Raw genomic sequence first — 25,902 nt, forward strand, 5'->3', positions numbered from 1 at the left:
GTCGCCCTGCCGCCTCAGTGCCCGCCGGCATCAAGGCCCTGGAACTGCGCCGAGGAGACGCGCGCGTGGAAGACGTGGTAGGTCCAGGCCTGGTACAGCAGCACGACCGGAAGGAGCACCGCGGCGATCACGGTCAAGACCTTGAGCGCGTAGTCTCCCGAGGCGCTGCCCTGCACGGTGAGGTTGTAGGCGTGGTTGGTGCTCGAGACCATGACGTTCGGGTAGAGCTCGACGAACACCGAGATGACGGTGGAGGCCATCGCGACCGAGGTGGCAGTGAACGACCAGCCTTCGTTGCGGTGGTAGAGCAGCACGGCGGCGGCGATGGCGGCCAGCACCGCGGCCAACTCCCAGAAGTTGATCAGCACGCCCTTGCCGGAGGACGCGTGCGTCCAGGCGACGAACGCGGTCACGGCGAGCGCGGTGATCGGCGCGACGGTGCGGCCGATGTGGTGGGCCCGGGCGCGCACGTGGTCGGTGGTCTTGAGCGCCAGGAACGTCGCGCCGTGCGTCACGCACAGCAGCACGATCGTGATGCCGGCGAACACCGAATAGCCGGTGAACAGGTCGCCCAGATTCCCGATGTACTCGTGGTCCGACCCGATCGGCACCCCGTGCACGAGGTCGGCGAGCACGAGCCCGATCAGGAACGGGACCAGGATGCTGCCGGCCGTCATCAGCACGTCCCAGGTGCTCCGCCAGCGCTCGTGGCCGAGCTTGCCGCGGAACTCGAAGGAGACCCCGCGGATGATCAGACCGGCCAGCAGCATCACCATGACCAGGTAGAACCCCGAGAACATGGTGGCGTACCAGTCGGGGAACGCGGCGAACATGGCCGCCGCGGCCACGATGAGCCAGACCTCGTTGCCGTCCCAGAGCGGGCCGATCGTGTTGATCGCGGCGCGCCGGTCGGCCTCGTCCCTGGACACCACGGCGTGCAGCATGCCCACGCCGAGGTCGAACCCCTCCAGCACGAAGAAGCCCGTCCACAGGACGGCGGTGACGATGAACCAGAAGACGGCGAAACCCATGGGAACCCCTGATGATCCAGACTGTTAATAAGTGACCGCGGGCACGGGCGCTGCGTGCTCGGTCGGCGGGGGTGCCAGTTGCTTGCGGGAATAACGCGCCATCAGTACGGCCGCGACCACGGCGAGTGCCGCGTAGATCACGAAGAACGCGATGATGCTGATGGCGACGGTGGTCGTGTCGATCGAGGGCGAGACGCCGTGGGCGGTGAGCTGCAGGCCCTGCACGATCCAGGGCTGGCGTCCGTTCTCGGTCAGCAGCCAGCCGGCGGTGTTGATCAGGAACGGCAGGATCGCCGCCCACGTGGCCACGACCAGGAACCAGCGCGCCCGGGCCAGGCGTTTGCGGTACATCAGGAACAGCCCGGCCGCTCCGATCAGCAGCAGTAGGCTGGCCAGGTAGGCCATCACCCGCATCGACCAGTACTGGATGAAGATGTTGGGCACGTAGTAGCCCGGCCCGAACTGCTGCTGGTACTGGGTGTTCACGTCGTTGAGACCCAGCACCTTGCCGTTCCAGTGGTTGGTGGCCAGCAGCGAGAGCAGGTGCGGGATCTCGAAGATCTTCGTCGGATTCTCGTCCTTGTTCCCGCCACCGACCTGGAACACCGAGAACGAGCAGGGCTGGCAGGTGGACCACTGGGCCTCGGCGCCGGCGATCTTCATCGGCTGGTACTTGCCCTCGATCACGCCGAGCTCGCTGCCGACCAGCATCGCGAACAGCAGCGCGGGCACGATCACCACGAGCGAAAGCTGGGCGGCCGGACGGAAGACCTCGGGGTCCGCGCCCTTGCGCAGCTGCCAGGCGGCGACCGCGAGCATCACCGTCGCACCGGTGACCAGCGCGGCGAGCAGTACGTGGAGATAGCCGGCCAGGAAGACCGGGTTGGTGAACAGCGCCCACACGTCGTTGAGCTGTGGGCGGCCGGTGGAGGAGTTGATCTGGTAGCCGACCGGGTGCTGCATCCAGGAGTTGGCCGCCAGGATGAACAGCGCGGAGAGCACACTGCCGAACACCACCGCCCAGATCGTCGCCAGGTGCACCCGGCGCGGCAGCTTCTCCCAGCCGAACAGCCACAGTCCGAGGAAGGTGGACTCGAGGAAGAACGCGGCCAGGCCCTCCATCGCCAGCGGCGCGCCGAAGACGTCGCCGACCGTGCGCGAGTACTGCGACCAGTCCATGCCGAACTGGAACTCCTGCACGAGACCGGTCACCACGCCGACCGCCACGCTGATCACCATCAGCGTGCCGAAGAACCTGGTCAGCCGCAGATAGTCCGGCCGGCCGGTGCGGTGCCAGGCGGTCTGCAGCACGGCGGTCAGGAATCCAAGACCGATGGTCACCGGCACGAACAGGAAGTGGTAGATCGAGGTCATCGCGAACTGGAGCCGCGCGAGGTCGAGCTGGTTCATGCTGGATTCCGCTCACGTGAGACATGTCGGGCCCAAACGCTTGCCGTGGGACTGATCTACACGGGTGGCGGCCATCCGGACGAGCAGCCACGCCGCCGGGTGACGCCGCGGGCCCGGGGATCACTCTGACGGCCCAGACGCGCCCGGGCGCACGGGCACCGTGGACGGGCGGCCCGCGCTGCGCTGGGCCACCATCGTCGTGAGGGCCCGGCAACCCCCGCCGTTGCGTTCCGGCGGATCCGACGATGCAGAGGACTGACGTGAGCGAGGACCAGCACTACGACGTGATCATCATCGGCACCGGGGCCGGCGGCGGCACGATCGCCCACCGGCTGGCGCCCACCGGGAAGAAGATCCTGATCCTGGAACGCGGCGACTACCTGCCCAGGGAGCGCGACAACTGGGAGTCGAGCGCCGTCTTCGTCAGGGGCAAGTACCTGGCCGCCGAGCAGTGGTACGACAAGCAGGGCGACGAGTTCCAGCCGGAGGTCAACTACTACGTCGGCGGCAACACCAAGTTCTACGGCGCCGCCCTCTTCCGGCTGCGCCCTGAGGACTTCGGCGAACTGCGCCACCACGGCGGCATCTCGCCGGCCTGGCCGATCGGCTACCAGGACCTCGAGCCGTACTACACCCAGGCCGAGCACCTCTATCTCGTGCACGGCCGGCACGGCGAGGACCCGACCGAAGGCCAGGCGAGCGCGCCGTACGCCTTCCCACCGGTCGAGCACGAACCGCGGATCCAGCAGCTGAGCGACGACCTGGAAAAGCAGGGCCTGCACCCGTTCCACCTGCCCATCGGGGTCAATCTCACCCAGGACAAAAACGGCCGGGCCACGCACGAGAGCGTGTGCATCCGGTGCAACCGGGTGGACGGATTCCCCTGCCTCATGTCGGCCAAGTCCGACTCGCAGGTCATCTGCGTGGATCCGGCGCTCAAGCACGAGAACGTGCGGATGATCACCGGCGCGAACGTCAGGAAGCTGCACACGGACCCGAGCGGGCGTACCGTGACGAAGGTGTTCACCGAACTGGCGGACGGCACCACGGCCGACTTCCACGGCGACATCGTGGTGGTCGCCTGCGGCGCGGTGAACTCGGCCGCGCTGCTGCTGCGCTCGGTCGGCGACCAGCACCCGGGCGGGCTGGCCAACAGTTCCGACGTCGTGGGCCGGCACTACATGCGCCACAACAACCTCGCGCTGATGGCGATCTCCGACGAGCCGAACGACACGCAGTTCCAGAAGACCCTCGCCGTCAACGACTGGTATCTGGGCTCGGACGACTGGGACTATCCGCTCGGCGGGATCCAGATGCTCGGCAAGTCCGACGACGAGCAGATCAAGGGCGAGGCGCCGCGGTGGGCCGGACTGGCATCGCCCGACATGCCCTTCGAGACGATGGCCCACCACGCCGTCGACTTCTGGCTGTGCGGCGAGGACCTGCCCGCCCCCGACAACCGGGTCACCCTCGACCGCGAGGGCGCGATCCACCTGACCCTCGACGAGAAGAACAACGTCGAGGGCGTCAAGCGGCTGCAGCACAAGCTCCACGGCATGCTCGAGCACCTCGGCATGCACCCGCACCACCTGCTGCCGCACAGCCTGTACCTGCACAAGGCCATGCCGATCGGCGCCACGGCGCACCAGGCCGGCACCGTACGGTTCGGCACGGACCCGAAGACCTCGGCTCTCGACGTCAACTGCAAGGCCCACGACCTGGACAACCTCTACGTGGTGGACACGAGCTTCTTCCCGAGCATCGGAGCCGTGAACCCCTCGCTGACCGCCATCGCCAACGCGCTGCGCGTCGGGGACCACATCGCCGAACGCCTCGGCTGAGGCGGCCGGATGAGCGAGCACAGTACCCCGCAACGGGTGGTGATCATCGGCGGAGGCTTCGCCGGACTGTTCGCCGCCCGCGCCCTGCGCCGGGCCCCGGTGCAGGTCACCGTGATCGATCGGGTCGCCCACCACCTGTTCCAGCCGCTGCTCTATCAGTGCGCCACCGGGATCCTGTCCGAGGGGCAGATCGCCGCGTCGCTGCGCGACCTGTTCAAGCGTCACCGCAACGTCGAGTTCGTCCTGGCCGAGGTCGCGGACTTCGACACCGAGGGCCGACGGGTGCTCGCCCGGCGGCCGGGCGGTACGGAGATGAGCTTCCCTTATGACCATCTGATCGTCGCGGGCGGCGTGCACCAGTCCTACTTCGGGCACGACGAGTTCGCCCAGTGGGCCCCGGGCATGAAGTCGCTCTCGGACGCCCTGTCGATCCGCCGCAAGGTGTTCGGCGCGTTCGAGCTCGCCGAAAGCGCCGTCGACCCGGAGGAACGACGGCGCTGGCTCACCTTCGCCCTCGTCGGCGCCGGCCCGACCGGCGTGGAGCTGGCCGGGCAGCTGCGCGAGCTGGCCACCCACACCCTGCGCGCGGAGTACCGCTCGATCGACCCTGAGGAAGCCAGAGTCCTGCTGTTCGACGGCGGCGAGAGCCCGCTGGCCATGTTCGGGCCGAAGCTGTCCGCGAAGGCGGCCGCTGCGCTGCGCAAACTCGGGGTCGAACTGCACATGGGCGCCGTCGTCACCCAGGTCGACGAGCACGGCCTGCTCGCCCGCGGCAAGGACGGCCAGAGCACCCGCTACGAGGCGGCCACCGTGCTGTGGACCGCCGGAGTTCAGGCCCCTGCGATGGCGGGCCGGCTGGCCCAGGCCTGCGGAGCACAGAGCGACCGGGCCGGCCGGATCGAGGTGCTGCCCGACCTGACCGTGCCGCAGCACCCTGAGATCAGCGTCGTGGGCGACATGATGAGCCTGGACAAGCTGCCGGGCGTGGCGGAAGTGGCCATGCAGACCGGCTTCTACGCGGCCCGCCGGGTCAGGCTCCTGGTCGAGGGCCGGGACGCGCCGAAGCCGTTCCGCTACCGCGACCTCGGCTCAGCCGCCTACATCGCCCGGGGCCAGGCGGTGCTGAGCGCGGGACCGCTGAAGCTGAGCGGGCTGCCGGGCTGGATCGGGTGGCTGTTCATCCACATCGCCTTCCTCACCGGGTACCGCAACCGCCTCGGCGCCATCCTGACCTGGGTCTACACCTTCGCTCGGGAAGTGCGCCGGGAACGGGCGTTCATCGCCCAGCCCATCGACCGGTCCAAGGACATCTACGCGCCGCCCGCGAATCCGCCCGCGAAGTCCGAAGGCGCGTCCGGCGGCGAGTCCGGCTGAGCCGCCGGGCCGAGCAGCACCAGCGCGCCCCCTGCTTGCGGCCCCCGGCGTCACCCGTTCGCCCACACGGAACGCGCCGCGCGCCGCGGGCACTTACGTTGGCTGGGATCTCGACAACGGACTGATGGGAGAACGCTGTGACCACAGAGACGACTCCGCCGCTGCTGCGGGGGCAGAAGGCGCTGGTGACCGGGGCGAACTCCGGCATCGGCAAGGCCACCGCGATCGCCCTCGGCCGCGCGGGAGCCGACGTGGTGGTCAACTACGTCGTGGGCGCCGAGGACGCCGCGGACGTGGTCAAGCAGATCGAGTCCTTCGGTGTGCGCGCCTACGCCCACGAGGCCGACGTCGCGAACGAGGACCAGGTCGATGAGATGTTCGCGCACATGGTGAGCGAGTTCGGCACCATCGACGTCCTGGTGGCCAACGCGGGCCTGCAGCGCGACGCGGCGTTCACCGACATGACGATGGCCCAGTGGCAGAAGGTCATCGACGTCAACCTCACCGGCCAGTTCCTGTGCGCCCGCGCCGCGACCAAGGAGTTCCTGCGCCGCGGCCTGGTCCCCGAGGTCTCCCGCTGCGTCGGCAAGATCGTCTGCATGAGCTCCGTGCACCAGATCATCCCGTGGGCCGGCCACGTCAACTACGCCTCGTCCAAGGGCGGCGTGCTGATGATGATGCAGACCCTGGCCCAGGAGCTCGCCCCGCACGGCATCCGCGTCAACGCCGTCGCGCCCGGCGCCATCAAGACCCCGATCAACCGCAGCGCCTGGGAGACTCCGGACGCGGAGAAGTCGCTGCTCGAACTGATCCCCTACCGCCGCGTCGGCGAGCCCGACGACATCGCGAACGCCGTCACGCTCCTGGCCTCGGACCTGATGGACTACGTCGTCGGGACCACCGTGTACGTCGACGGCGGCATGACCCTGTTCCCCGGTTTCGCCACCGGCGGCTGACCGGCGTCCCATGACACCGTGGCGTGTGCTCTCCCTCCTGGAACTTCCCGCCGACCGGGTCGAGCCGCTGTTCGAGCGGCTTCCCGTGACGGTGACCGCGCCGGCGCGGCTCGACACCGACGCGGCCGCCGCGGCCGCCGCCGAGGCCGACCTCATCCTCGGCGGCTGGAGCGGCGCGGTCCCGGTCGGGCCGCAGCTGCTGCGGGCCGCGCCCAAGACGGCGGCCGTCATCCAGGCCAGCGTCGGCGTGGACACCGTCGACGTCTCCGAGGCCACCGCCCGCGGCATCCCGGTGGCGAACGCGGCGGGGTTCAACACGCAGTCGGTCGCGGAGTGGTGTGTCGGGGCGGCGATCAGTGCCCTGCGGCTGTTCGTCGCGGCGGACGACAAGGTGCGCGAAGGCGGGTGGCCACAGCCCGAACTCGTCCGGCGCGGCTCCCGCGAACTGTGCGGCCTGCGCGTGGGCATCGTCGGCTTCGGCGCCGTCGGCCAGGCTTGCGCGCGGCTGTTCTCCGCCTTCGGCTGCGAACTCGCCCAGTGGTCGCGCACCCGCCGGGACACAGTGCCCTGGCTCGAACTGCCCGACCTGGTCGCCCGCAGCGATGTCCTCGTCGTCGCGCTCCCGCTGGTCGACGACACCCGCGGACTGCTCTCCGGCGACCTGCTCGGGCGCCTGCCCCAGGATGCGGTCCTGGTCAACGTCGGCCGGGGCGGCATCGTCGACGAGGAGGCGCTCGCCCGGATGGTGCGCGACGGCGGGCTGGCGGCGGCAGCCTTCGACGTCTTCCAGACCGAGCCCCTACCCGCGGACAGTCCCCTGCTGCGCGACCGCCGGATCCTGCTTCACCCGCACGCGGCCGGCACGACCCGGCAGAGCCGGGACCGGCTGCTGGCCGGCATCCGCGCGGCGGTCGAACGCGTCGTGCGCGGGGAACCGCTGGAGCACGTCGTCAACGGAGTCGACCCGCTCGTGCGGCGTCGCTAAGCCGCTCTCTTCCGACGAGCCGTCGGTTCTAGCCGCGCGCTGCGCCAACCGGGGAGCTGAGGGGCCGCTCGGCGTCTTCGCAGCGCGTCCGCAGTTCCTCGACGGCCTGGAGCGGCACGTCGTACGCGCCGAGCGCCTCGTCGAGCTGGGCCACCGAAGTGACTCCCAGGACCGGGATGACGGCCAGCGTGCCGCGCAGCAGCCACGCGAGCGCGAGCTGATTCGGCGTCACGCCCGCCTGTGCGGCCACGTGCCGGAGCTCGCGGATCCGAGCCGCGTTCTGCGGGCCCTGGTACTGGTGGACGACGGGGCGATCGTCCCGGACGAAAGATCCTTCCTGGAGCGAGGAGAACGACATGAGCGACAGGTCCGGCTGCTCGGCGACGTAGGCGAGCAACTCGTCGTCGGCGGCCTCCTGGTTGGTGAAGCTGGCCCCGGGATTGGGACGCAGGAAGCTGTGTCGCTGCTGGACCACGCGGTAGCCGGGTACACCGAGCTCCTCGGCCGCGGCGCGTGCCTGGCGCACGCGCGAGGTCGGGTGGTTCGAGACGCCCGCCACCCCGACGATTCCGCGCTCGATCAGCTCGGCGAAGGCCGCCACGGTCTCGGCCAGCTCGACGTTGCGGTCCTCGATGTGCGCGAAGAGCACGTCGATCCGCTCGATGCCCAGGCGCCCGAGACTTCCCTGCGCCGCAGCCGCCACGGTCTGCCGCGACAGGCCCTCGGCGTTGCGCGACCAGGCAAGGGCGCCGTTGGCCGAAGCCGGGTCCGAGGTGATCGGCTGGGCACCGAGCTTCGTGCCGATCACCATCTCGGCGCGGGCGTCGCGCGAGGCGAGCCAGCGGCCGAGCAGCTGCTCGCTTTCGCGCCCGGTGCAGCCTTCGCGCCAGAACGGGTAGCAGTTCGCCGTATCGAGGAAGGTGCCGCCCGCCTCGCGGAAGCGGTCGAGGATCGCGAACGAGGCGGCCTCGCCGAGCGAGCCGCCGAAGGGCAGGGTTCCGAGACACAGGGTGCTGACACGGGGGCCGTCCGGCCCGCCAAGAGCGGTGAGTTCCATGGGCACGATGCTCACAGCTGGAGCGCACTCCAGGTCAAGTGCCTTGGTGGACGCGGCTATGACATGCTGCTGTCATGTCCAGCTCGACTTCCACCCCCACGCACTCACCCGGCGAGACCGTCGAGCTCACCGGGTTCAGTCTCGACACCCTGCGCTACTACGAGCGGATCGGCCTGATCGAGCCCGTACACCGGGCGGTCGGCGGCCAGCGCAGGTACCGCGAGGAGGACGTGGAATGGCTCGGCGTCCTGCGCTGTCTGCGTGACACCGGCATGCCGATCGCCCGCATGCGCGAGTTCGCCGAGCAGGTACGGGCCGGCGACGGCACGTTCGCCCACCGCCTGGCTCTGCTCGAGGAGCACGACCGCGGCGTCGCCGACCAGATAGCCCTGCTGGAGCGTCAGCGGTCCAGGATCCACGAGAAGATCGAGCACTACCGCGCGGCGCTGTCCCCTGCGCACACCTGACGACAGCGCGCCGCCGACTCAGCGGTGCTGCTCGGCGAGCGTGTTCTTCGTGTAGGCGGGGTCATCGGCTCGCCCACAGCATTCCGCGTTCGACGATGGTGCGGATCTCGGGTATCTCGAGCGTGGGCACGTGGTGGCCGGGGCTGCACGCGAAGACGCGGCCCGCTCCCCATCGGCGCGTCCAGATCGCGGGGACGGTGATCGGGTCCGACCACGCATCCCCGGCGCGCGCCGGGATGGTCGTGGTGGCCAGGACCTCGTTGTAGGGGTCGGACAGCACCCAGTACTGCCTGTCCTCGACCTTGATCTCCGGTGGCAGGTCTCTGACGATCTCGTGATCGCGGGAGGCCGGGACGAGGTGGATCGAATGCGGGTGCAGGCCACCCGGGTGGGCGATGAACCGGGCGCCGGTGAGCTGCAGGTACGCCGGAGAGCCGGGGAAGGACTCGACGCCGCCGCCGTGCCAGCCGACGAATCCGACACCTGCTTCGACCGCGCCGCGCAGTCCGGCGATCTGGTCGTCGCCGGGCGGGTCCGTGGTCCAGCACTGCACGATGAGGTCCGTCCGGGCCATGAGCGTGGCGTGGGTGTACACGTCGAGGTCGTTGGAGACCGCCACGACGTATCCGTGCTCTTGGAGGAACGCGATGAACAGTCCCATGATCCTGGCCGGAGCATGGCCCTTCCAGCGCCCGTGCACGACCATCGCCCGCCTGGGGGCCTGGGACATCACTCTCTCCAAAACTTGCGCAACTTCGAGGTCGGGGCGGCCGGTCGTGAAGGGACCTTCCGCGCGTGGTCGGCTTTCGCACGATACCTCGGCAGGGGGCGGCAGGACAGAGGGATAAAGTTGCGCAAAAATTAGGGGCCTCGGCATACTCGGCGCATGACCCAGCGCGCGTGGCGCAGACCGCCGGGATCCCCGACGCTCACTCAGATCGCCCGGGCCGCGGGGGTGCCGGTGCCGGTGGTCTCGAAGGTGCTTAACGGCCGCAGCGACGTCTCGCCTTCGGTCCGCGAGTCCGTCGCCGCCCAGCTCCGGCTGGCCGGCTACACCCCGGCCACGCCGGTGACGCTCGCGGCTCCGGCCGCTCTGCTCGACCTCGTCGTCTCGGCCGTGGAAGGCACCTGGGCGAACGTCATGCTCTCCGGGATCGAGGGCGCGGCGGCGGAGACCGGCCTTGACGTGGTCGTCGTGCTGGCCCGGGAGGGCGTGCCGGCGGACCGCGACTGGGTGCAGCGGCTGATCGACCGGGGCAGCAAGGGCGCGGTGCTCGCCCTGGTCGCACCGACCACGGCCGAACACCGCCGGCTGACCGCGGCCGGAATCCAGCTCGTCGCTCTCGACCCGCATCAGCCGATCTCCAGCGCGATCCCGACCGTGGGCGCGAGCCACTGGACCGGTGGACGGCAGGCCGCGGAGCATCTGATCGCGTTGGGGCACGAGCGGTTCGCCGTCGTCGCGGGCACCCCGCGGCACCAGTACAGCCAGGCCCGGGTCGACGGATTCCGCTCGGCGCTCGCCGCCCGCGGGTTGGGCGGCGACACGCTCGCGGTGGGCTACGGCGACTGGCGCCGCACCGAGGCGACCGCGGCGGCGCGGGTGCTGCTCGACCAGCCGGACCGGCCGAGCGCGATCTTCGCCTGTTCCGACCGGATGGCGCTCGGCGTCTTCGACGCGGCCGCCGAACGCGGCCTGCGGATCCCGCGCGATCTGAGCGTCGTCGGGTTCGACGACCTTCCCGAAGCGCGCTGGCTCAGCCCGGGCCTGACCACCGTGCGCCAACCCGTGCGCGAGATGGCCGAACTGGCCGCTCGCACCCTGCTGCGCCTGATCGCCGGGGAGCGGCTCCAGGTCCCCCGCGTCGAACTGCAGACCCGGCTGATCGAACGCGGGAGCACCCGCGCCCGGTGACACCCGCTCCGATGAAAATTTCATGAAGGGCCCTGACCCGCGCGCCGCGCATCGCAGCATGCTTGCCACGCTCTCGAACCGGCTTCGTCCGCCCGCCTCGACTCCGCATTTCTTGACAGCTCTCGGCGCGTGGGTGCACCGTCTCCCCTCGCGACACCCCCGGGGTCTTCCTCGGTTTCCGGCCCACCCGCGAAGCCGAGTTGTTAACGCTAACAATTTCACTCGCCGAACTACCAGGAAGGCAACCGGTGAGACGACTTCCGTTCCACTCCACCGCAGCCCGGATCGGGCGGGCGCAGCGGCCCGGCCGACTGCGCACGCTCGGCCGGCTGACCGCCGCCACGGCCCTCGCCGTAGCGGCGCTGACCGGCTACACGATCACGGCCGGCCCGGCCCAGGCCGCGTCGCAGGGCCCGTGCGACATCTACGCATCCGCCGGCACGCCGTGCGTGGCGGCGCACTCGACCACCCGGGCGCTGTACGCGTCCTACAGCGGGAATCTCTACCAGGTGCGGCGCGCCTCGGACAACACGACCCTGAACATCGGCGTCACCTCGGCCGGCGGGTACGCCAACGCCGCCGCGCAGGACTCCTTCTGCGCCGGCACGAGCTGCGTGATCACAGAGATCTACGACCAGTCCGGGCGCGGCAACAACCTCACCGACGCCCCGGCCGGCGGCGCACAGCCCGGCCCGGACAAGCTCGCGGTGGCCAACGCCGCCCCCACCACCCTCGACGGCCACGAGGCGTACGGAGTCGCGATCATCCCGGGCACCGGCTACCGCGACGACGCCACCAACGGCATCGCCACCGGCGACAACCCCGAGTCCGAGTACGCGGTCCTCGACGGCCAGGACTACAACGGCGGCTGCTGCTTCGACTACGGCAACGCCGAGACGAACAACAACGATGACGGCAACGGCACCATGGAGGCCATCTACTTCGGCAACATCAAGGTCTGGGGCTACGGCGCAGGCAACGGCCCGTGGATCATGGCCGACATGGAGAACGGCCTGTACTCCGGAGCCAACGCCGGCTACAACGCCAACGACCCCACGACGAACTACCGCTACACCACCGCCATGGTCGAAGGCGGCGCCAACCAATGGGACATCCTCGGCGGCAACGCCCAGTCCGGCACCCTGGCCACCGACTACAGCGGCACCAGGCCCAACGTGTCCGGCTACAACCCCATGCACAAGCAGGGCGCGATCATCCTGGGCATCGGCGGCGACAACAGCGACGGAGTCGACGGCACCTTCTACGAGGGCGTCATGACCACCGGCTACGCCTCGGCCTCCACCGAAGCCGCCGTCCAAGCCAACATCGTCGCGGCCGGATACGGCGCCGGCGGCACGACCGGCGGTGGTGGCGGCACCACCGGCGAGATCCACGCGACCGCCTCAGGCCGGTGCCTGGACGACCCGAACGCCAGCACCACCGGCGGCACCCGGGTGCAGATCTACGACTGCTGGGGCGGAGCCAACCAGACCTGGACCCACACCTCCTCCGGGCAGTTGACCGTCACCGACAGCGGCACCACCGACTGCCTCGACGCCTACGGCAACGGCACCACCAACGGCACCAAGGTCGACATCTGGCCCTGCAACGGCCAGGCCAACCAGCAGTGGAACATCAACTCCAACGGCACCATCACCGGAGCCCAATCAGGCCTCTGCCTCGACGTCGAAGGCGGCGCCACCGCCAACGGCACACTCATCCAGCTCTACACCTGCTGGGGCGGAACCAACCAGCAGTGGTCGCTGAGCTGACGTCCTGAATCCAGCGACACCGGCTCACCACCTCCTGCCGTCCCGCCACGCTGCGCCGGGGCGGCAGGAGGCGTACCTGGCGGACGCTCGCGCCTCCTGTTACCTTTCCCGATTCCTCACGTCATAGGGGGTGAGCGCCGCGGACCCCGGTCCATGGCGCCGCCATCGACAGACACGCGGACGAGTGGGGAAAGCACCATGTTGAAGAGCCTGATGTACGTGACCGTCTATGTCAGCGACCAGGACAGGGCGCTGGAGTTCTACACCGAGAAGCTGGGGCTGAGTAAGCGGATCGACTACACCGGTGCCGACGGACGCTTCCTGACGGTCGCGCCCGGCGACGCGTCGGTGGAGATCATCCTGTGGCCGAGCGGTCCCGGGCAGCAGCGTCCCGAGGCCGATGCGGCGCGGCCGGGCGTGGTGCCCGGCTCGGTCTTCCTCGAGTCCGACGACCTGGCCAAGGACTTCGAGGCGTTCCGGTCACGAGGGGTGAGCTTCGTCCAGGACGGTCCGACGCCCTATCCCTTCGGCATCCTGCTCACGGCCCTCGATCCCGACGGCAACCGCGTCGAACTGCGTCAGCCGCGCCGAGGCGGGGGCACCGAGAGCTGATCAGGCTGCGATCCGGCGGGCGCCTGATGCCGGGCGGGCCTTGGGTGAAGGCCCGCCCGGCCCGAGTGTGAGCGCTCACTCAGGTCTTCGCTCAGTTCTGTACGTCCAGCGGAGTGTTCCGGTAGGCGGTGAAGTCTCCGCCGCCGAGGGTCGGGTCGAGCGCGTCGGCCGCGCGGTTGAGGCCCGCGACCGTCACTCCCGAAGTCCACTGACGCTGCGCGACCACCGTGTTCATCGCGTCGATGGCGGCGACGTAGTCGGCGTCGGTGAAGTCGCAGTGGCCGACGGCGTTCACGTACGTCTGGCGCAGCAGGCCGGAGTCGCCGGCCCGGGCGACGCGCTGGGCGTAGGTGGCCTCGAACTGGACCGGCGCGAGCTGGTCGGAGACCGTGTGCACGTCGAGTTCCGGGACCTGGAGGCGGCCGGTGTTGTCCGACGTGGCGCGGGTGCGGGCGAGCGAGTCGCCCTCGGACGCGTAGGTCTCGTGGTGGTCGAGCGTGGCAAGGTCGGCGTCGAGGTCGAGGCCCGAGGCCCGGTACAGGGCCTTGATCTGCGCGTAGTAGGGCGAAGCGCGGATCAGGGCACCGTAGTCGACACCGATGTTGGAGCCGCTGTCGCCGCCCTCGGCCAGCGAGATCATGTACCGGCCGGACTCGATGAAGGGCAGTTGGCCGCTGGTGAGCATCTGCTCTTCCTGGACCTCCTGACCCGCATAGTCCTGCGCGGCGGGCGGGGTCGCGCTCGTCGTCCAGTCCGACTCGTTGAGCAGCGCGGCGGCGAGCGCGACGCGGGCGCGGCCGGCCGCGGTGGACTGGGCGGCCGTGACGGCGTCACTCAGCTGCGTACCGGCCGCACTGCCGTCGGCCATCGACGCGTAGTCGCGGATCCGCACGCCTGACGCGCCCGGCAGCAGCTCGGTCATCGCGTACTCGGCGTTGAGCTGGAAGTCGTTGAGGTCGGTGCCGCCGGCGACCAGGCCACAGAAGGTGACCGCGCCCTGAACCCGCCCGTTCGCCTGCTGGTCGATCAGGCTATTGATCAGTCCGCCCATGGACACGCCGACGGCGAGGGTACGGTGCGGGCGCAGGCCGCTCGCCTGCAGGAAGGCGTCGAGCGTTTGGAACTGGTCGGCGGCGGCGGTGTCGAGCGCCCACCACGAGCCGTTCTCGTCATAGGAGGAACCGACGAGCGCGTAGCCCTGGGCGAGCAGCTGCACGGCGCTGCCCGCGGACGGGGCGTCCTGGGCCGCGAGCGGTCCGAAGCCGTGGCTGAAGAGCACCACGGTGCCGTTCCAGTTCGCCGGCACCTGCGCGATCCACTGGGCGCTGTCGGCCAAGGTGCCGCTGTAGCCGGTGGTCGCGGTGTCGGAGGCCGAGGCCGCCTGGGCGCCGGTCGCTCCGGCGCAGGCCAGCGCGCACGCGGATACGACTGTACTGAAGATTCTTGTCTTGCTTCGGTGCATGAGAGTTCTCCCTCATCTGGGGGATACGGGGATGGTCTGTCCTAGGGAGTGTCTTCAAAGGGGCGTCGGGTCAGGCCGCGGCGTCTGACGCGTGCGCTCGCAAGGCGCCGGGCCGCGCGCATACTCGGTCGTCTGTAAACGGTCCGGCAACGCCGCGAGCGTGCGTGGCAGGCGTCGCGGCCCCGACGAACCTTTGAAGACACGACCTAGGCGGCGAGGGCGGCGGGAACAGCTTCGAGCGTCTCCTGGCGGCTGCCCAGGCCGCGCACGAGCAGCACGGCGACGAGGGCTGCGATCAGAGCACTGACGCCGCAGACGACGAAGCCGATGCTGTAGCCCTGGCCGAGGGCGGCGACGGCGCTGGGCAGGCCCGCGGCGACGGGCGAGTGCGGCTCGGCGCCGCCGACGGCGACCACGGCGAGGGTTCCGCCCGCCTGGTTCACCGCGGTGACCGCCCCGAGCTGCTGCGCGCTCAGCCCGGCCGAGGCCAGCCGGCTGCTGAACGAGGCGGCGGCGTGGCCGAGGGCGATGGATCCGATGATGGCCGGGCCGAGGGTCTGGCCGAAGTCGCGCATCATGCTGGTCGCGCCGCTGGCCATGCCGGCCAGGCGCAGCGGCACGGTGTTCACGGCGGCCGCGGTGATGGCGTTGAGCGTGCCGGCGAAGCCGACGCCGACCAGGATGAACGGACCGAGCAGGGACGGGATCGTGGTGTCGGAGACCGGCAGGGCGGCGAGCCAGAAGTCCCCGATCGCCATCAGCACCAGCGAGCCGCCGAGCAGCAGCCGCGGGTCGACGCGTTGCAGCGCGCGCACCATGACCGGACCGAGCAACGGCGTCGCCCCGTTGAGCAGCAGGAACGGGACCGAGGTGCGCAGCGAGCTCTGTCCCTGCACCGCGCTCATCCGGATGCTGATGGAGTAGGCGGTGCCGAGGTAGGTGAACATGCCGACGAGGGCGACGGCCGCGGCGCCCGCGAAGGCGGGGTTGCGGAACAGGTCCAGGCGCAGCATCGGTGCCACCGCCCTGTGCTCGGCGAGCAGGAACAGCCCGAGGAAGACCGCCGCGGCCAGGAACCCGCCGATCACCGCTGGCGCGGACCAGCCGACGTTGCCGCCGTCGATCACGGCATAGAGCAGCGCGAACAGGCCCACCGCGAGCGTAATCTGGCCGCCCCAGTCCAGCGAGCGGCCTTCCGGCGCGCTCGAGTTCGCCGCCCGCAGCGACAGCAGGACGCTGAGTCCGCCGAGGATCGCCAGGACGGTGAACGCGTCCTGCCAGCTGCCGTAGGTGCCCGCCAGACCGCCGAGCAGCGGCGCGGCCATGGCCCCGACCGCGAGCGCGCCGGACCAGGAGGCGATGCCGCGGGCGCGGCCACGGCCTTGGCTCGTCCCGGCGGCGATCGCGGCCAAGGTGGTCGGGAACAGCGCGGCCGCGCCCAGTCCGGTCAGCGCCTGCCCGGCCCACAGCTGGTGCACGGCCCCGGCGGTGGCCGAGACGATCGCGCCGATGACGATGAACGTGCCGCCGAAGAGCAGGAGCCTGCGACGTCCGAACAGGTCGCCGAGCACGCCGAAGGTGAGTTCGAGTACCGCGGTGGGAAGCAGGAACGCGTCGGAGATCCAGGTCAGCTGGGTGCCGACGGGATGCAGGTCGGCCTGGAACAGGCCGTTGAGCGTGGCGGGCATCGCCAGCGCGATCTGCGCCACGCAGACCGCGAGGCACGCGGCCGCGAGCGTCCACCCGGTGAGGGTGTCGGGCGCGGAGGGGGCGGCAGAAGAGGATATCGGTGGTGTGCCGGGTGTTTCGGTGTGCTCTGATTCCACGGTGAATCTCCACTCCGAACAGGGACGGGGGTGTCTCTAGGCGTAGTGCCGGTAGAGCGCTTGGGCGACGCAGGCCGGCTTGGCCGAGCCGTCGCATTCGACGGTGAAGGCGAGTGCCATCTGCACCCCGCCCTTCACGTCCTCGACGCTCTCGACCCGCCCGAGCAGGCGGATCTTCGCGCCGACCTTGACCGGGCTGGGGAAGCGGACCTTCTCCAGCCCGTAGTTGATGCTCATCGCCACGCCGCGTACCTCGAGCAGCCGGTTGAACAGCGGGATGAGCAGCGAGAGGGTGAGGTATCCGTGCGCGATCGGGCCGCCGAACGGGCCGTCGGCCGCGCGCTGAGGGTCGGTGTGGATCCACTGGTGGTCGTCGGTGGCGTCGGCGAACAGGTTCACCCGCTCCTGCGTGACCGGGATCCAGTCGGTCGCGCCCAGATCGGCTCCGGACAGGTTCCTGAGTTCGTCGAGGCCGGTCGCGATCAGTGCCAAGGGAAGTACTCCCGCTTCTCTGTGTTCATGGCTTGCCGTGCTGCTCGCGCAACACGGATTTGAGGACCTTGCCCGCACCGCTGCGCGGCAGCGCCGTGGCGAAGACCACTGATTTCGGGACCTTGTACTTCGCGAGCTGCTGCGCCGCGAAGCCGATCAGTTCGGCGGCGAGTTCCTCCGCCTCGGCAGCGCCGCCGAGCCCCTGCGTGCTCCGCGCGACGACGACGGCCCGGCCGACCTCGCCCCAACGCTCGTCCGGCACACCGATCACCGCGCACTCGGCGACCGCGGGATGCCGGTAGAAGACCTCTTCGACCTCGGCAGGAGCGATGTTCTCCCCGCCGGAGATGATCAGATCCTTGAGCCGGTCGACGATGCGCACGTAGCCGTCCGCGTCGGCGACGGCCAGGTCGCCGGTGCGCAGCCAGCCGTCGTCGCCCAGCGCCTGCGCGGTCTCCTGGGGTCGGCCCCAGTACCCGAGCATCACGTTCGGGCCCCGCACCCGCAGCTCCCCCGCGTCCGCTTCCGCGTCTCCGCTGGCGGCTGCGTCCGTGTCCGCGCCCGCACCGACCAGCCGCACGTCGGTGAAGAAGTGCGGCACCCCGGCGCTGCCGGCCTTGCTCACCGCGTGCTGCGCGTCGAGCAACAGCGTGCCGGGCGACGCCTCGGTCAGGCCGTAGCCCTGGACGAATCCGAGCCCACGCGCCAGATACCGGTCGATCAGCGTACGCGGAACGGGCGCACCACCACACATCAGCGTACGAATGCTTCCGAGATCCGCGTCCGCGAAGCCCGGCGCGTCGGCGAGCCGCTGGTACATCGCGGGCACGCCGAACAGCAGCGTCACTCCGTGGCGGGCGATCAGTTCCAACGCCCGCTGCTCGTCGAAGGTCTCCTCGAGCACGACCGTGCCGCCCTTGAGCAGCGTGGGCAGGCAGGTCATGCCGAGCGCCGCGGTGTGGAACAGCGGTGCGCTGACCAGCGTCACCTCGTCGTGCGCGAGATCGGTGTCGACCACCACGTTGATCGCGTTCCAGATCAGGTTGCCGTGACTGAGCACGACCCCCTTCGGCCGTCCGGTGGTGCCCGAGGTGTAGAGGATCATGCAGGGGTCGTCCAGGCCCACCGGTTCGTCGAACTCTGCTTCGTCGATCACGCTCGCCGCGGCGGGAATCAGGTGCATCGCATGCTCGACTTCGGCGGCGGCGGCGCGGGCCGCGTCGGCGTAGCCCTCGGTGTATACCAGTACCGCGCTACCGCTGTCTGTCAGACAGTAAGCGAGCTCGGCCGTAGCCAACCGCGTGTTCAGCGGAACGAGCACCGCGCCGAGCATGCCCGCGGCGAACAGCGTCTCCAGATACGCCGGGTGGTTCGGACCCAGGTAGGCGACGCGATCACCACGCCTCAGTCCAGCCGCGTGCAGCTGCGCGGCGCGGCCCAGGGTGCGCGCGTGCAGCTCCCGATAGCCGTGGCGCTGCTCCCGGTGGATCACGGCGGTGGCCTGCGGACTCTTGCGGGCGCGCCGCGCGGTCCACGAGCCGAGGCCCTGGTTTCGCATCGTCGATGGCTCCTTTGCGCATCGTCGCGGGATCGAAGCTGAGGTCCTGGGACAGGCAGGGGTTCCTACAGCCCCAGCAGCCGAGCCGCGTTCCCCTTGAGGATCTTGGGGCGCACCTCGTCCTTGATCGGCAGCTTGGCGAAGTCTGCCAGCCACCGCTCCGGAGTCAACAGGGGATAGTCGGTGCCGAACAACACCTTGTCTTTCAGCAAGGTATTGGCGTACTGGACGAGCTGCGGCGGGAAGTACTTCGGCGACCAGCCGCTCAGGTCGATGTGGACCTGCGGCTTGTGCGTCGCCACCGCCAGCGCCTCGTCCTGCCAGGGGAACGAGGGGTGCGCCAGGATGATCGGCATGCCGGGGAAGTCGGCGGCGACGTCGTCGACGTACATCGGGTTCGAGTACTTCAGCCGGATCCCGCCGCCGCCCGGCGCGCCGGCGCCGATCCCGGTCTGGCCGGTGTGGAACACGGCGATCGCGCCGCACTCCTCGATCGCCGCGTACAGCGGGTAGGCCGCGCGGTCGTTGGGGTAGAAGGCCTGGACGTTCGGGTGGAACTTGAAGCCGCGCACCCCGTGCCGCTCCACGAGTTCGCGCACCCGGCGCGCCCCCGCTCGGCCCTTGGCCGGGTCGATCGAGGCGAAGGGGATGATCGCGTCCGGGTAGCGGCGCGCCGCCTCGGCGATCTCCTCGTTCGGCACGGCCGGGACGCCTGTTGCGGCCTCGGCGTCCACGGTGAACACCACCGCCGCCATCTTCAGACCGCGGTAGTACGCGCCGATCTCGTCCAAGGTCGGCTTACGGTGTGCGCCGTCCACCTTGAAGTACGTGCTCGAAGCCTCCTCCAGTTCGCGCGAGAGCGAGCCGGAGCCCGAGTTCGAGACCTCGGCGTGGGTGTGCATGTCGATCGCAACCAGACTATCGAGATCAAGCTCTGTAATTTCTGTCACTGCCCTTCCCCCGGCGCGGGCATCCCGACCGTCTCCGGCGCGCGCCCGAGGGTCGCGGGCCAGGCGGCGGCGATCGCCTCCGCGCTCCAACCACCGTCGGCGTACTCGACCGCGACCTCCTGCGGGTGCGACCACAGCGCCAGCCTGTCCCCGCCGATCCCGATCGCCTGGCCGGTCACGCCGGCCGACTCGGCCGAGGCGAGATAGACCACGAGCCCTGCGACGTCCTCGACGGTGCCGAAGCCCTCGCCCTTGCGCAGCTCGTCCGGCAGCGCCACCCCGTCGCGCTCGAGCGCCTCGACGTGCGGGGCGAAGAACGGGATCGTCCTGGTCATCGCCGTCGCCGCCACTGGGATCAGGGCATTGACGGTGATCTCGGCGCGGGCCAGCTCCATCGCCCAGGTGCGCATCATCCCGACGATGCCCGCCTTCGCCGCGGCGTAGTTGGTCTGCCCGAAGTTCCCGCGCTGCCCGGTCGGCGAGCCGGCCACGATGACCCGCCCGCCCCGGCCCGCGGCCCGCATCGCGACCGCCGCGGCGCGCACGCAGGTGAAGGTGCCGCGCAGGTGCACGTTGACGACGGTGTCGAAGTCCTCGTCGGACATCTTCCACAGCACTGTGTCGCGCAGCACGCCCGCGTTGGTCACCATCACGTCGATCCCGCCGAACTCCGCGACCGCCGCGTGCACCAGTGCATCGGCCGTCTCGCTCGGCCCGACCGGGCCGGCCAACGCCAGCGCCCGGCCGCCGGCCTCGCGCACCAGCTTGGCCGCGGCCTCGGCCGCCTCGGCGTCCACGTCGTTGACGACCACGGCGGCTCCGTGCGCGGCCAGGGCCCTGGCATAGGCCAGGCCGAGACCCCGGCCCGCGCCGGTGACCACGGCCGTGCGCCCGGACAGATCGACGGCATGCACCATCAGGCACCTTCCTCCCTCGTGCGCCGGGCGGCCCGCCCGGTGCGGAGAACATTAGGCAGATTCGCTGCTGCCGTCAACGATCGGCCAAATAATGCCGCTGACGAGGCGCTACCCACGTCTCAGGTCGGGTATCGTGACCGCCGTGCAGAGGAATCCGGAGAGCGACGGCGGCGAACACGGGTCCGAGGACGGCGCGGTCCGCCCCCAGACGCTCATGCTCAACATGCTCGGCCGCTACGTGCTGGGCCGTCAGGTGGCCGTGTCCGCGGCCAGCGTCATCGAGGTCTTCGCCCGCGTGAACGTGGGCGAGCACGCCGCGCGCTCCACCCTGGCCCGCATGGTCAACCGCGGCATGCTCACCCGCCAGCGCCACGGCCGCGCCATGTACTTCGGCCTGACCGCCCAGGCCGAGCGGATCCTGCGCGACGGCGAGGACCGGATCTGGCGCCGCGGCGCGGTCAACCGCGACTGGGACGGGTACTGGACCCTGCTCGGCTTCTCCCTGCCCGAGTCCTGGCAGCGCCAGCGCCACGAGCTGCGCTCCCAGCTGACCTGGGCCGGCTTCGGCCCCCTGTTCAACGGCCTGTGGATCGCCCCCGGCAAGCTCGACGTCACCGACCTCGTCGGCAGCCTCGGCCTCGAATCGCACGTGAAGGCGTTCTACGCGCAGTCCGTGCCCGGCACCGACGCGGCCAAGATGGTCCAGGAGACCTGGGACCTCGACGCCGTCGCCACCCGCTACCGCAGCTTCCTGACCCGCTGGCACGACCCGGACACTCCCCCACGCCATGGCGACCCGCTCGCCGTCAAACTCCTGCTGGCCTGCGACTGGCTCCAGGTCATCCGCGCCGACCCGCGCCTGCCCTCGGCCCACCTGCCCGCCGACTGGCCCGCGGCCGAGGCCGAGGCCCTGTTCGTCCGCGTGGACAAGGATGTGGACGAAGCCGCCCACGCCATCGCGCAAGAGATCCTCGACCTGCGTCCGTCGGCGGGCGAGCGGAGTTAGCCGCGCCGACTCCCGTCGGCGCAGAACTTCCGCCCCTGTGACAATCGGTCTGTGACGATCAGTCAAGGCGGTCGTAACACCGACACCGCCGACACAGCCAGGAGTCTCGCCGTGCCCACAAAGCCCGAACCTGCCGTCCTGCACACCGCGCAGGGCGATCTGCACGCCCTGATCCACCACCCCGACGCGGACGCCGCAAGCACTCGTACGGCTTCCGCCGAGGGCCTGCGCCCGGGCATCGTGCTCGTCGACGGCTCCGGCGACGGCACCGCGGACGGCTGGGGACGGTGGCCGGATGCGATCGCCGCGTGCGGCGCCGTGGTGCTCAGCCACGACAAGCCCGGCTGCGGCGACTCGCCCGGTGACTGGCGGACGCAGGACTTCGACGATCGCGCCGCCGAGTCGCTCGCGGCACTCGAACTGCTGCGCAAGCAGCCCGGCGTCGATCCGGAGCGGGTCGGCCTGCTCGGCATCAGCCAAGGCGGCTGGATCTGCCAGCAGGCGGCGGCGGTCGGCGGCGCCGCGGTCGCCTTCATCGTCACGATCTCCGGGCCCGGAGAAACCGCGCTGCAGCAGGAGCGCCACCGCATCGGCGAGGCGCTCGAGCACGACGCCGAGGCCATGGCCTGGGTCGACGAGCGGGCCAGGCGCCTGGTGGCCGGCGAAGCCCCGGAGCGCATCCTGGCCGACCAGCTCCTGTATGCCGACCGGCCGTGGTTCACCACCGCGACCGAATACGCCTACGAGACGGCGGACCTGCTCGCGTTCGCCGGCCGGATCGCGCGCTTCGATCCGGCCGAGGTGCTTCCCCGCGTCCACTGCCCGGTCTTCGCCGCGTTCGGCGGCGCGGACGACATGGTGCCGGTCCACAGCAGCGTCGCCGTCTACGCCCAGCGGCTGCCGCAGGACCCGCGCCACGCCCTCGTCGTCTATTCCCGCGCGGATCACAACCTCTTCGTCGAAGCACGCGACGAGCACGTCCCGCTGGCCGGGCAACTCGCCCCGGGATTCTTCCCGATGCTCGCCGACTGGCTGGCCACCGCCATCTGACGACGCCGGCGGAGCTCGATCAGACCTCGATGACGTACCAGGTGCTCGGGTCTTCGAACTGCATCCACATCCGGCCGTCGCGGCACACCGTGCGCTTCGCCCAAACCCGCGGTCGGCTTCCGTCCGGCAGCAGCAACGGCGACTCGCCGGTCGCCTCGATGGGGCCGCCGTCGGTGTGCGCCAGCGTGACCGTGTAGTGGCCGGGCGTCTTGGTCCGGCCGCCCGCGCTGGCGACGAAGGCGAGCGTGCCGCCGTCGACCATGATGCCGGTGGCGAAGTCGACGGGCGTGCGGCGTACGCAACGCACACCCTTCTTGTCGATCTCCACAAGAGGGAACCCGGTGTAGGGGTACGCCCACGTGTACTCGCGTCCGACGTTCAGCACGTAGCAGTCCACCCAACTGCGCGGCCCCGACCGGTCGGACAGGGCATACCAGGCCGGTTCCCCGGCCGAGGTCCACCGGATGAGCCCGGGCGTCGACATCGTCGCCCGGTGCTGCGGCCGAGAGCCATCGGCGAGACGGGCGCGCCTGCCCGGCAGAAGCGCGCAGATCGAAGCCTCGTCGAAGTACCCGATCCAGATGTCGCCCGCGGCGTCGGTCATCAGGTCTTCGATGCCGTCGCCGGCGTGGAAGGTGCACGTGGTGCCGCCGTCGGCCCCGATCACCCGCGCATTGTGCGGGATCTCGGCCTCCAACTCCTCGAACGTCCTCGCCGCGGGCCCGGACGGCATCGTGCAGCGTGCGGCGGCCAGAACGAAGCCGTCCCCGAGCGTGTCGATCTTCGGAAAGCGCAGGTCGAGCCCGTGGATCTCGACCTCGTACCGATCACCGCCATCGATCACGACGGCAGTCGCATCGTAAGGCGCTGTCAAAGGGACTCGCTGCGCGCACGTCGCATCGGGATCGACGAGCAAGGCGACGATGCGCCCCTGCGCGTCGATGGTGGAAGTCGCGACCTGCCGGCCGGAATAGCGCTCAGGCAGCGCACCCCAGACCCGCAGTCCTGCCACGTGCCCGTTCACCGGGCGGGATGGATGTCCGTTCCTTCATACATACCGCGATCATCGCGGACCGGCGAGCCCTCCGCAAGCCGATAACAGGATGCCGCACACATCGAGGGCTGACTCTCGGGTCACGTCAGGCGACCTTGGCGCTGCCCTCCCGATAGACCTTCGCCGAGGTGATCAGTCCGTCGCGGAGCCGGAAGAACGCCGCGATCGAATACGAGCGCTGCTCCTGTTCGAACAGCAGCGTCTCCGTCATCTGACATGCTGCCCGACAGTCCTGCGCGACCAGGTTCTCGACGGCCAGGTTCGGCCGCAGCCCGTCGATCGCCCCTCCGAAGAAACTCCTCAGTTCGCCCAGGCCGCGTACGACCGTTTCGCCGGTGATCCAGAGCGCGTCCTCAGCGAATCCCGCCATGAGCCTTTCGAGGTCGCCGTCGTTGAACGCCTCGACATGTTCCCGCACTGCCGCAGAAGTCTGATCGTCGGTCATTCCTCGAGCCTAGGAGACCACGGCTGCCGCGCATACACTCGGCGCATGCCGGTTGACGCGGAGGCTCTGGAGATCGCTCTCGCTGCTACTGCCGCGGACCATGGACCTGGCGTATTCGGCCTGGTGACCGAGGGCGGTCAGCCGGTGTTCAGCGGTTCGGCCGGTTCCGCGGACCTCGATGATCCTCGTCCGATCGAGGCCCGCGACCGTTTCAGGATCGGCAGCGTGACCAAGATGTACACCGCCACCCTCGTGTCGCAGGTGGTGGCCGACGGGCTGCTGGCGTTCGACGACACGGTGGAGAAACTCCTGCCCGGCCTCGTGCCCGAAGGCTCCGACATCACCGTCGAAATGCTGCTGCGACTGCGATCAGGGTTACCGGACTACATGGCCGCCTTGTTCGGGGATTCGCTGACCGACCTGTCCCCGCTGGAGACCTACTGGTCTCCGCGGCATCTGGTGACCGCGGCGCTGGCGTCGAGCGGCCGCCTTCCGCCGAACCGGCAGTACCGCTACTCCAACACCGACTACATCCTGCTCGGGATGATGGTCGAGCAGGCCACCGGCGAGCGTATCGACGCACAGATGTGGCAGCGCATCTTCAAGCCGTTGAACCTGGCGGATACGACGCTTCCCACGGTCGACCCGTACCTGCGCGGTCCGCACGCCAGAGGCTACCTGCGCACCTCTCCGAGCGCCCCCTACACGGAAATCACCTCGATGAGCCCGTCGGAGGGGTGGACTGCCGGCGCGATCGTATCCACTGCCTCAGACATCGCCGCGTTCCTCGACGGGCTCTTCGGCGGCGCTCTGCTGCCGGACCGGTACCTGGCCCGCATGATCGAACCGACCGAGCAGCTCGATCGGCACCGCAGCCGGGGTCTCGGGGTGGTCCGTCTCGACTTCGGGACCGGGAACGTGGCCTACGGTCATCACGGCGGCTCACCCGGGTTTACGACATTCGTGGCTCGAACCGAGACAGGACGATGCATCGTGCTGTGGCAGAACGGTTTGGACCTGCACGACCCGCTGTCCTCGGACACCGCATTCATCCAGGCCGCGCTCCGCGGATGACTTATTAGTCCGGCGATCGACCGCGACCTCTCCGGTGGCCGACAGGCGGCGGTTGCGGGCGCCCGGAACAAACGCCCGGAACAAACCACGTGCTCTGCCATGTCACCGACTGTCACACTGCCCCGATGAGCCGAATCACCGATGTCATCATCGTCTCCCCTTCCGAGGGCGACGCCATGGATCCACTGACCCGCCTTGACGAGAGCCGCGCCTGGTACGGCTATTTCAACCTCGTCGGCGAACGCCTTTGGGAGACTTCCGGCAAATCCACGTGCTGCAAGGTATGGGTCGGAGCGTTCAACCATCTGGAGCGCTCGGCACTGCTCGCCGATCTGGCGGCGCTGCCCTGGTGGGACCCACAGGGGGTGCAGGTCCTGATCCATGACGAGGAGGACTCGTGCGCCGGCCTCTGGATGTTCGTCGGCGGAGACCTGGTCGAGGTGCCGCTGCCGATGAGATTCCGCAGTCGGGCCCCGGGCGGCCTTGAGTACGGACTGCTCCAGCCGGTTCCGGAGGGGCCGGGGGCCGACTGACGGCGATCCCGCATACTGAGCAGATCTTGCCACGGGCCTGATTCTCCATTAGACAACGTCGGAGCAATGACAACGCTGTCATCCAGGAGGCGTCATGCACCCACCCCTGTTCCCC

At 70.0% G+C, this 25,902-nt stretch carries 24 protein-coding genes; 12 read left to right on the forward strand and 12 right to left on the reverse strand.

Annotation, left to right across the window (positions count from 1 at the left end):
* Positions 1–14 precede the first annotated feature (14 nt).
* Together cydB and KDL01_RS08550 are read right to left on the reverse strand one after the other, a co-directional pair.
* Positions 15–1,031, reverse strand: a complete 1,017-nt coding sequence (gene cydB / locus KDL01_RS08545) for a cytochrome d ubiquinol oxidase subunit II (protein WP_212527833.1) — start codon at positions 1,029–1,031, stop codon at positions 15–17.
* 24 nt (positions 1,032–1,055) lie between these two features.
* On the reverse strand, positions 1,056–2,441 hold the full coding sequence (locus KDL01_RS08550; RefSeq protein ID WP_212527834.1) for a cytochrome ubiquinol oxidase subunit I: 1,386 nt from the start codon (positions 2,439–2,441) through the stop codon (positions 1,056–1,058).
* A 245-nt stretch (positions 2,442–2,686) separates the two neighbouring features.
* Between KDL01_RS08550 and KDL01_RS08555 the strand changes: the two genes are divergently transcribed.
* The 4 genes from KDL01_RS08555 to KDL01_RS08570 all read left to right on the forward strand — a co-directional run bounded on the left by KDL01_RS08555 (position 2,687) and on the right by KDL01_RS08570 (position 7,597).
* A complete protein-coding gene (locus KDL01_RS08555; protein ID WP_212527835.1) occupies positions 2,687–4,282 on the forward strand; it encodes a GMC oxidoreductase in 1,596 nt (531 codons plus the stop codon).
* A 9-nt stretch (positions 4,283–4,291) separates the two neighbouring features.
* Positions 4,292–5,656: an NAD(P)/FAD-dependent oxidoreductase gene (locus KDL01_RS08560; protein ID WP_212527836.1), complete on the forward strand. Its 1,365-nt coding sequence runs from the start codon at positions 4,292–4,294 to the stop codon at positions 5,654–5,656.
* A gap of 137 nt (positions 5,657–5,793) precedes the next feature.
* Positions 5,794–6,612: an SDR family oxidoreductase gene (locus tag KDL01_RS08565; RefSeq protein ID WP_212527837.1), complete on the forward strand. Its 819-nt coding sequence runs from the start codon at positions 5,794–5,796 to the stop codon at positions 6,610–6,612.
* A 10-nt stretch (positions 6,613–6,622) separates the two neighbouring features.
* Positions 6,623–7,597: an NAD(P)-dependent oxidoreductase gene (locus KDL01_RS08570; protein ID WP_212527838.1), complete on the forward strand. Its 975-nt coding sequence runs from the start codon at positions 6,623–6,625 to the stop codon at positions 7,595–7,597.
* A 28-nt stretch (positions 7,598–7,625) separates the two neighbouring features.
* On the opposite strand, the gene KDL01_RS08575 is transcribed toward KDL01_RS08570, so the two are convergent.
* Positions 7,626–8,654 (reverse strand): aldo/keto reductase, encoded by a 1,029-nt coding sequence (locus KDL01_RS08575; protein WP_212527839.1) that lies wholly within the window; start codon positions 8,652–8,654, stop codon positions 7,626–7,628.
* 74 nt (positions 8,655–8,728) lie between these two features.
* On the opposite strand from KDL01_RS08575, the gene KDL01_RS08580 reads away from it, so the two are divergent.
* Positions 8,729–9,121 carry a MerR family transcriptional regulator gene (locus KDL01_RS08580; RefSeq protein WP_212527840.1) on the forward strand — a complete coding sequence of 131 codons (393 nt, stop codon included), beginning with the start codon at positions 8,729–8,731 and terminating at the stop codon, positions 9,119–9,121.
* A gap of 61 nt (positions 9,122–9,182) precedes the next feature.
* On the opposite strand, the gene KDL01_RS08585 is transcribed toward KDL01_RS08580, so the two are convergent.
* Positions 9,183–9,851 (reverse strand): ThuA domain-containing protein, encoded by a 669-nt coding sequence (locus KDL01_RS08585; RefSeq protein WP_212527841.1) that lies wholly within the window; start codon positions 9,849–9,851, stop codon positions 9,183–9,185.
* A gap of 156 nt (positions 9,852–10,007) precedes the next feature.
* Between KDL01_RS08585 and KDL01_RS08590 the strand changes: the two genes are divergently transcribed.
* The 3 genes from KDL01_RS08590 (at position 10,008) to KDL01_RS08600 (ending at position 13,420) form a co-directional block, all read left to right on the forward strand.
* A complete protein-coding gene (locus tag KDL01_RS08590; protein ID WP_212527842.1) occupies positions 10,008–11,036 on the forward strand; it encodes a substrate-binding domain-containing protein in 1,029 nt (342 codons plus the stop codon).
* A 284-nt stretch (positions 11,037–11,320) separates the two neighbouring features.
* On the forward strand, positions 11,321–12,808 hold the full coding sequence (locus KDL01_RS08595) for an arabinofuranosidase catalytic domain-containing protein (RefSeq protein ID WP_438801953.1): 1,488 nt from the start codon (positions 11,321–11,323) through the stop codon (positions 12,806–12,808).
* Between the two features lie 198 nt (positions 12,809–13,006).
* Positions 13,007–13,420 carry a VOC family protein gene (locus KDL01_RS08600; protein WP_212527843.1) on the forward strand — a complete coding sequence of 138 codons (414 nt, stop codon included), beginning with the start codon at positions 13,007–13,009 and terminating at the stop codon, positions 13,418–13,420.
* Between the two features lie 91 nt (positions 13,421–13,511).
* Here KDL01_RS08600 and KDL01_RS08605 read toward each other — a convergent pair whose 3' ends face one another.
* The 6 genes from KDL01_RS08605 to KDL01_RS08630 all read right to left on the reverse strand — a co-directional run bounded on the left by KDL01_RS08605 (position 13,512) and on the right by KDL01_RS08630 (position 20,625).
* A complete protein-coding gene (locus tag KDL01_RS08605; RefSeq protein WP_212527844.1) occupies positions 13,512–14,882 on the reverse strand; it encodes an alpha/beta fold hydrolase in 1,371 nt (456 codons plus the stop codon).
* Between the two features lie 206 nt (positions 14,883–15,088).
* The gene (locus KDL01_RS08610; protein WP_212527845.1) at positions 15,089–16,708 is read right to left on the reverse strand and encodes an MFS transporter; all 1,620 of its coding nucleotides are present in this window, start codon (positions 16,706–16,708) and stop codon (positions 15,089–15,091) included.
* Between the two features lie 36 nt (positions 16,709–16,744).
* A complete protein-coding gene (locus KDL01_RS08615) occupies positions 16,745–17,200 on the reverse strand; it encodes a MaoC family dehydratase (RefSeq protein ID WP_281415314.1) in 456 nt (151 codons plus the stop codon).
* Between the two features lie 25 nt (positions 17,201–17,225).
* Complete coding sequence (locus tag KDL01_RS08620) at positions 17,226–18,758, reverse strand: acyl-CoA synthetase (RefSeq protein WP_212527846.1); 1,533 nt, start codon at positions 18,756–18,758, stop codon at positions 17,226–17,228.
* A 65-nt stretch (positions 18,759–18,823) separates the two neighbouring features.
* Entirely contained in the window at positions 18,824–19,660 is an 837-nt protein-coding gene (locus KDL01_RS08625; RefSeq protein ID WP_212527847.1) for an amidohydrolase family protein, read from the reverse strand.
* Positions 19,661–19,704: 44 nt separating this feature from the next.
* Complete coding sequence (locus KDL01_RS08630) at positions 19,705–20,625, reverse strand: SDR family NAD(P)-dependent oxidoreductase (protein WP_212527848.1); 921 nt, start codon at positions 20,623–20,625, stop codon at positions 19,705–19,707.
* Between the two features lie 142 nt (positions 20,626–20,767).
* On the opposite strand from KDL01_RS08630, the gene KDL01_RS08635 reads away from it, so the two are divergent.
* Together KDL01_RS08635 and KDL01_RS08640 are read left to right on the forward strand one after the other, a co-directional pair.
* Positions 20,768–21,631, forward strand: a complete 864-nt coding sequence (locus KDL01_RS08635; protein ID WP_307846187.1) for a PaaX family transcriptional regulator — start codon at positions 20,768–20,770, stop codon at positions 21,629–21,631.
* 111 nt (positions 21,632–21,742) lie between these two features.
* Positions 21,743–22,681 (forward strand): alpha/beta hydrolase family protein, encoded by a 939-nt coding sequence (locus KDL01_RS08640; RefSeq protein ID WP_212527850.1) that lies wholly within the window; start codon positions 21,743–21,745, stop codon positions 22,679–22,681.
* 19 nt (positions 22,682–22,700) lie between these two features.
* Here KDL01_RS08640 and KDL01_RS08645 read toward each other — a convergent pair whose 3' ends face one another.
* Positions 22,701–23,705 carry a hypothetical protein gene (locus KDL01_RS08645; RefSeq protein ID WP_212527851.1) on the reverse strand — a complete coding sequence of 335 codons (1,005 nt, stop codon included), beginning with the start codon at positions 23,703–23,705 and terminating at the stop codon, positions 22,701–22,703.
* Positions 23,706–23,820: 115 nt separating this feature from the next.
* Complete coding sequence (locus tag KDL01_RS08650; protein ID WP_212527852.1) at positions 23,821–24,180, reverse strand: nuclear transport factor 2 family protein; 360 nt, start codon at positions 24,178–24,180, stop codon at positions 23,821–23,823.
* 45 nt (positions 24,181–24,225) lie between these two features.
* Here KDL01_RS08650 and KDL01_RS08655 point away from each other — a divergent pair, with 45 nt between their 5' ends.
* Complete coding sequence (locus tag KDL01_RS08655) at positions 24,226–25,254, forward strand: serine hydrolase domain-containing protein (protein WP_212527853.1); 1,029 nt, start codon at positions 24,226–24,228, stop codon at positions 25,252–25,254.
* Between the two features lie 125 nt (positions 25,255–25,379).
* Positions 25,380–25,787 (forward strand): hypothetical protein, encoded by a 408-nt coding sequence (locus KDL01_RS08660; RefSeq protein WP_212527854.1) that lies wholly within the window; start codon positions 25,380–25,382, stop codon positions 25,785–25,787.
* Positions 25,788–25,902: the final 115 nt, after the last annotated feature.

Source organism: Actinospica durhamensis (assembly GCF_018139695.1).
Taxonomy (GTDB): Bacteria; Actinomycetota; Actinomycetes; order Streptomycetales; family Catenulisporaceae; genus Actinospica; species Actinospica durhamensis.

Bases quoted from the DNA above. Each gene is read 5' to 3' on its own strand.
- KDL01_RS08585 (WP_212527841.1), bottom strand. From the start codon at position 9,851: ATGTCCCAGGCCCCCAGGCGGGCGATGGTCGTGCACGGGCGCTGGAAG.
- KDL01_RS08625 (WP_212527847.1), bottom strand. From the start codon at position 19,660: ATGCACACCCACGCCGAGGTCTCGAACTCGGGCTCCGGCTCGCTCTCG.
- KDL01_RS08575 (WP_212527839.1), bottom strand. From the start codon at position 8,654: ATGGAACTCACCGCTCTTGGCGGGCCGGACGGCCCCCGTGTCAGCACC.
- KDL01_RS08590 (WP_212527842.1), top strand. From the start codon at position 10,008: ATGACCCAGCGCGCGTGGCGCAGACCGCCGGGATCCCCGACGCTCACT.
- KDL01_RS08620 (WP_212527846.1), bottom strand. From the start codon at position 18,758: ATGCGAAACCAGGGCCTCGGCTCGTGGACCGCGCGGCGCGCCCGCAAG.
- cydB (WP_212527833.1), bottom strand. From the start codon at position 1,031: ATGGGTTTCGCCGTCTTCTGGTTCATCGTCACCGCCGTCCTGTGGACG.
- KDL01_RS08630 (WP_212527848.1), bottom strand. From the start codon at position 20,625: ATGGTGCATGCCGTCGATCTGTCCGGGCGCACGGCCGTGGTCACCGGC.
- KDL01_RS08560 (WP_212527836.1), top strand. From the start codon at position 4,292: ATGAGCGAGCACAGTACCCCGCAACGGGTGGTGATCATCGGCGGAGGC.
- KDL01_RS08570 (WP_212527838.1), top strand. From the start codon at position 6,623: ATGACACCGTGGCGTGTGCTCTCCCTCCTGGAACTTCCCGCCGACCGG.
- KDL01_RS08605 (WP_212527844.1), bottom strand. From the start codon at position 14,882: ATGCACCGAAGCAAGACAAGAATCTTCAGTACAGTCGTATCCGCGTGC.
- KDL01_RS08580 (WP_212527840.1), top strand. From the start codon at position 8,729: ATGTCCAGCTCGACTTCCACCCCCACGCACTCACCCGGCGAGACCGTC.
- KDL01_RS08655 (WP_212527853.1), top strand. From the start codon at position 24,226: ATGCCGGTTGACGCGGAGGCTCTGGAGATCGCTCTCGCTGCTACTGCC.
- KDL01_RS08550 (WP_212527834.1), bottom strand. From the start codon at position 2,441: ATGAACCAGCTCGACCTCGCGCGGCTCCAGTTCGCGATGACCTCGATC.
- KDL01_RS08650 (WP_212527852.1), bottom strand. From the start codon at position 24,180: ATGACCGACGATCAGACTTCTGCGGCAGTGCGGGAACATGTCGAGGCG.
- KDL01_RS08660 (WP_212527854.1), top strand. From the start codon at position 25,380: ATGAGCCGAATCACCGATGTCATCATCGTCTCCCCTTCCGAGGGCGAC.
- KDL01_RS08600 (WP_212527843.1), top strand. From the start codon at position 13,007: ATGTTGAAGAGCCTGATGTACGTGACCGTCTATGTCAGCGACCAGGAC.
- KDL01_RS08555 (WP_212527835.1), top strand. From the start codon at position 2,687: ATGCAGAGGACTGACGTGAGCGAGGACCAGCACTACGACGTGATCATC.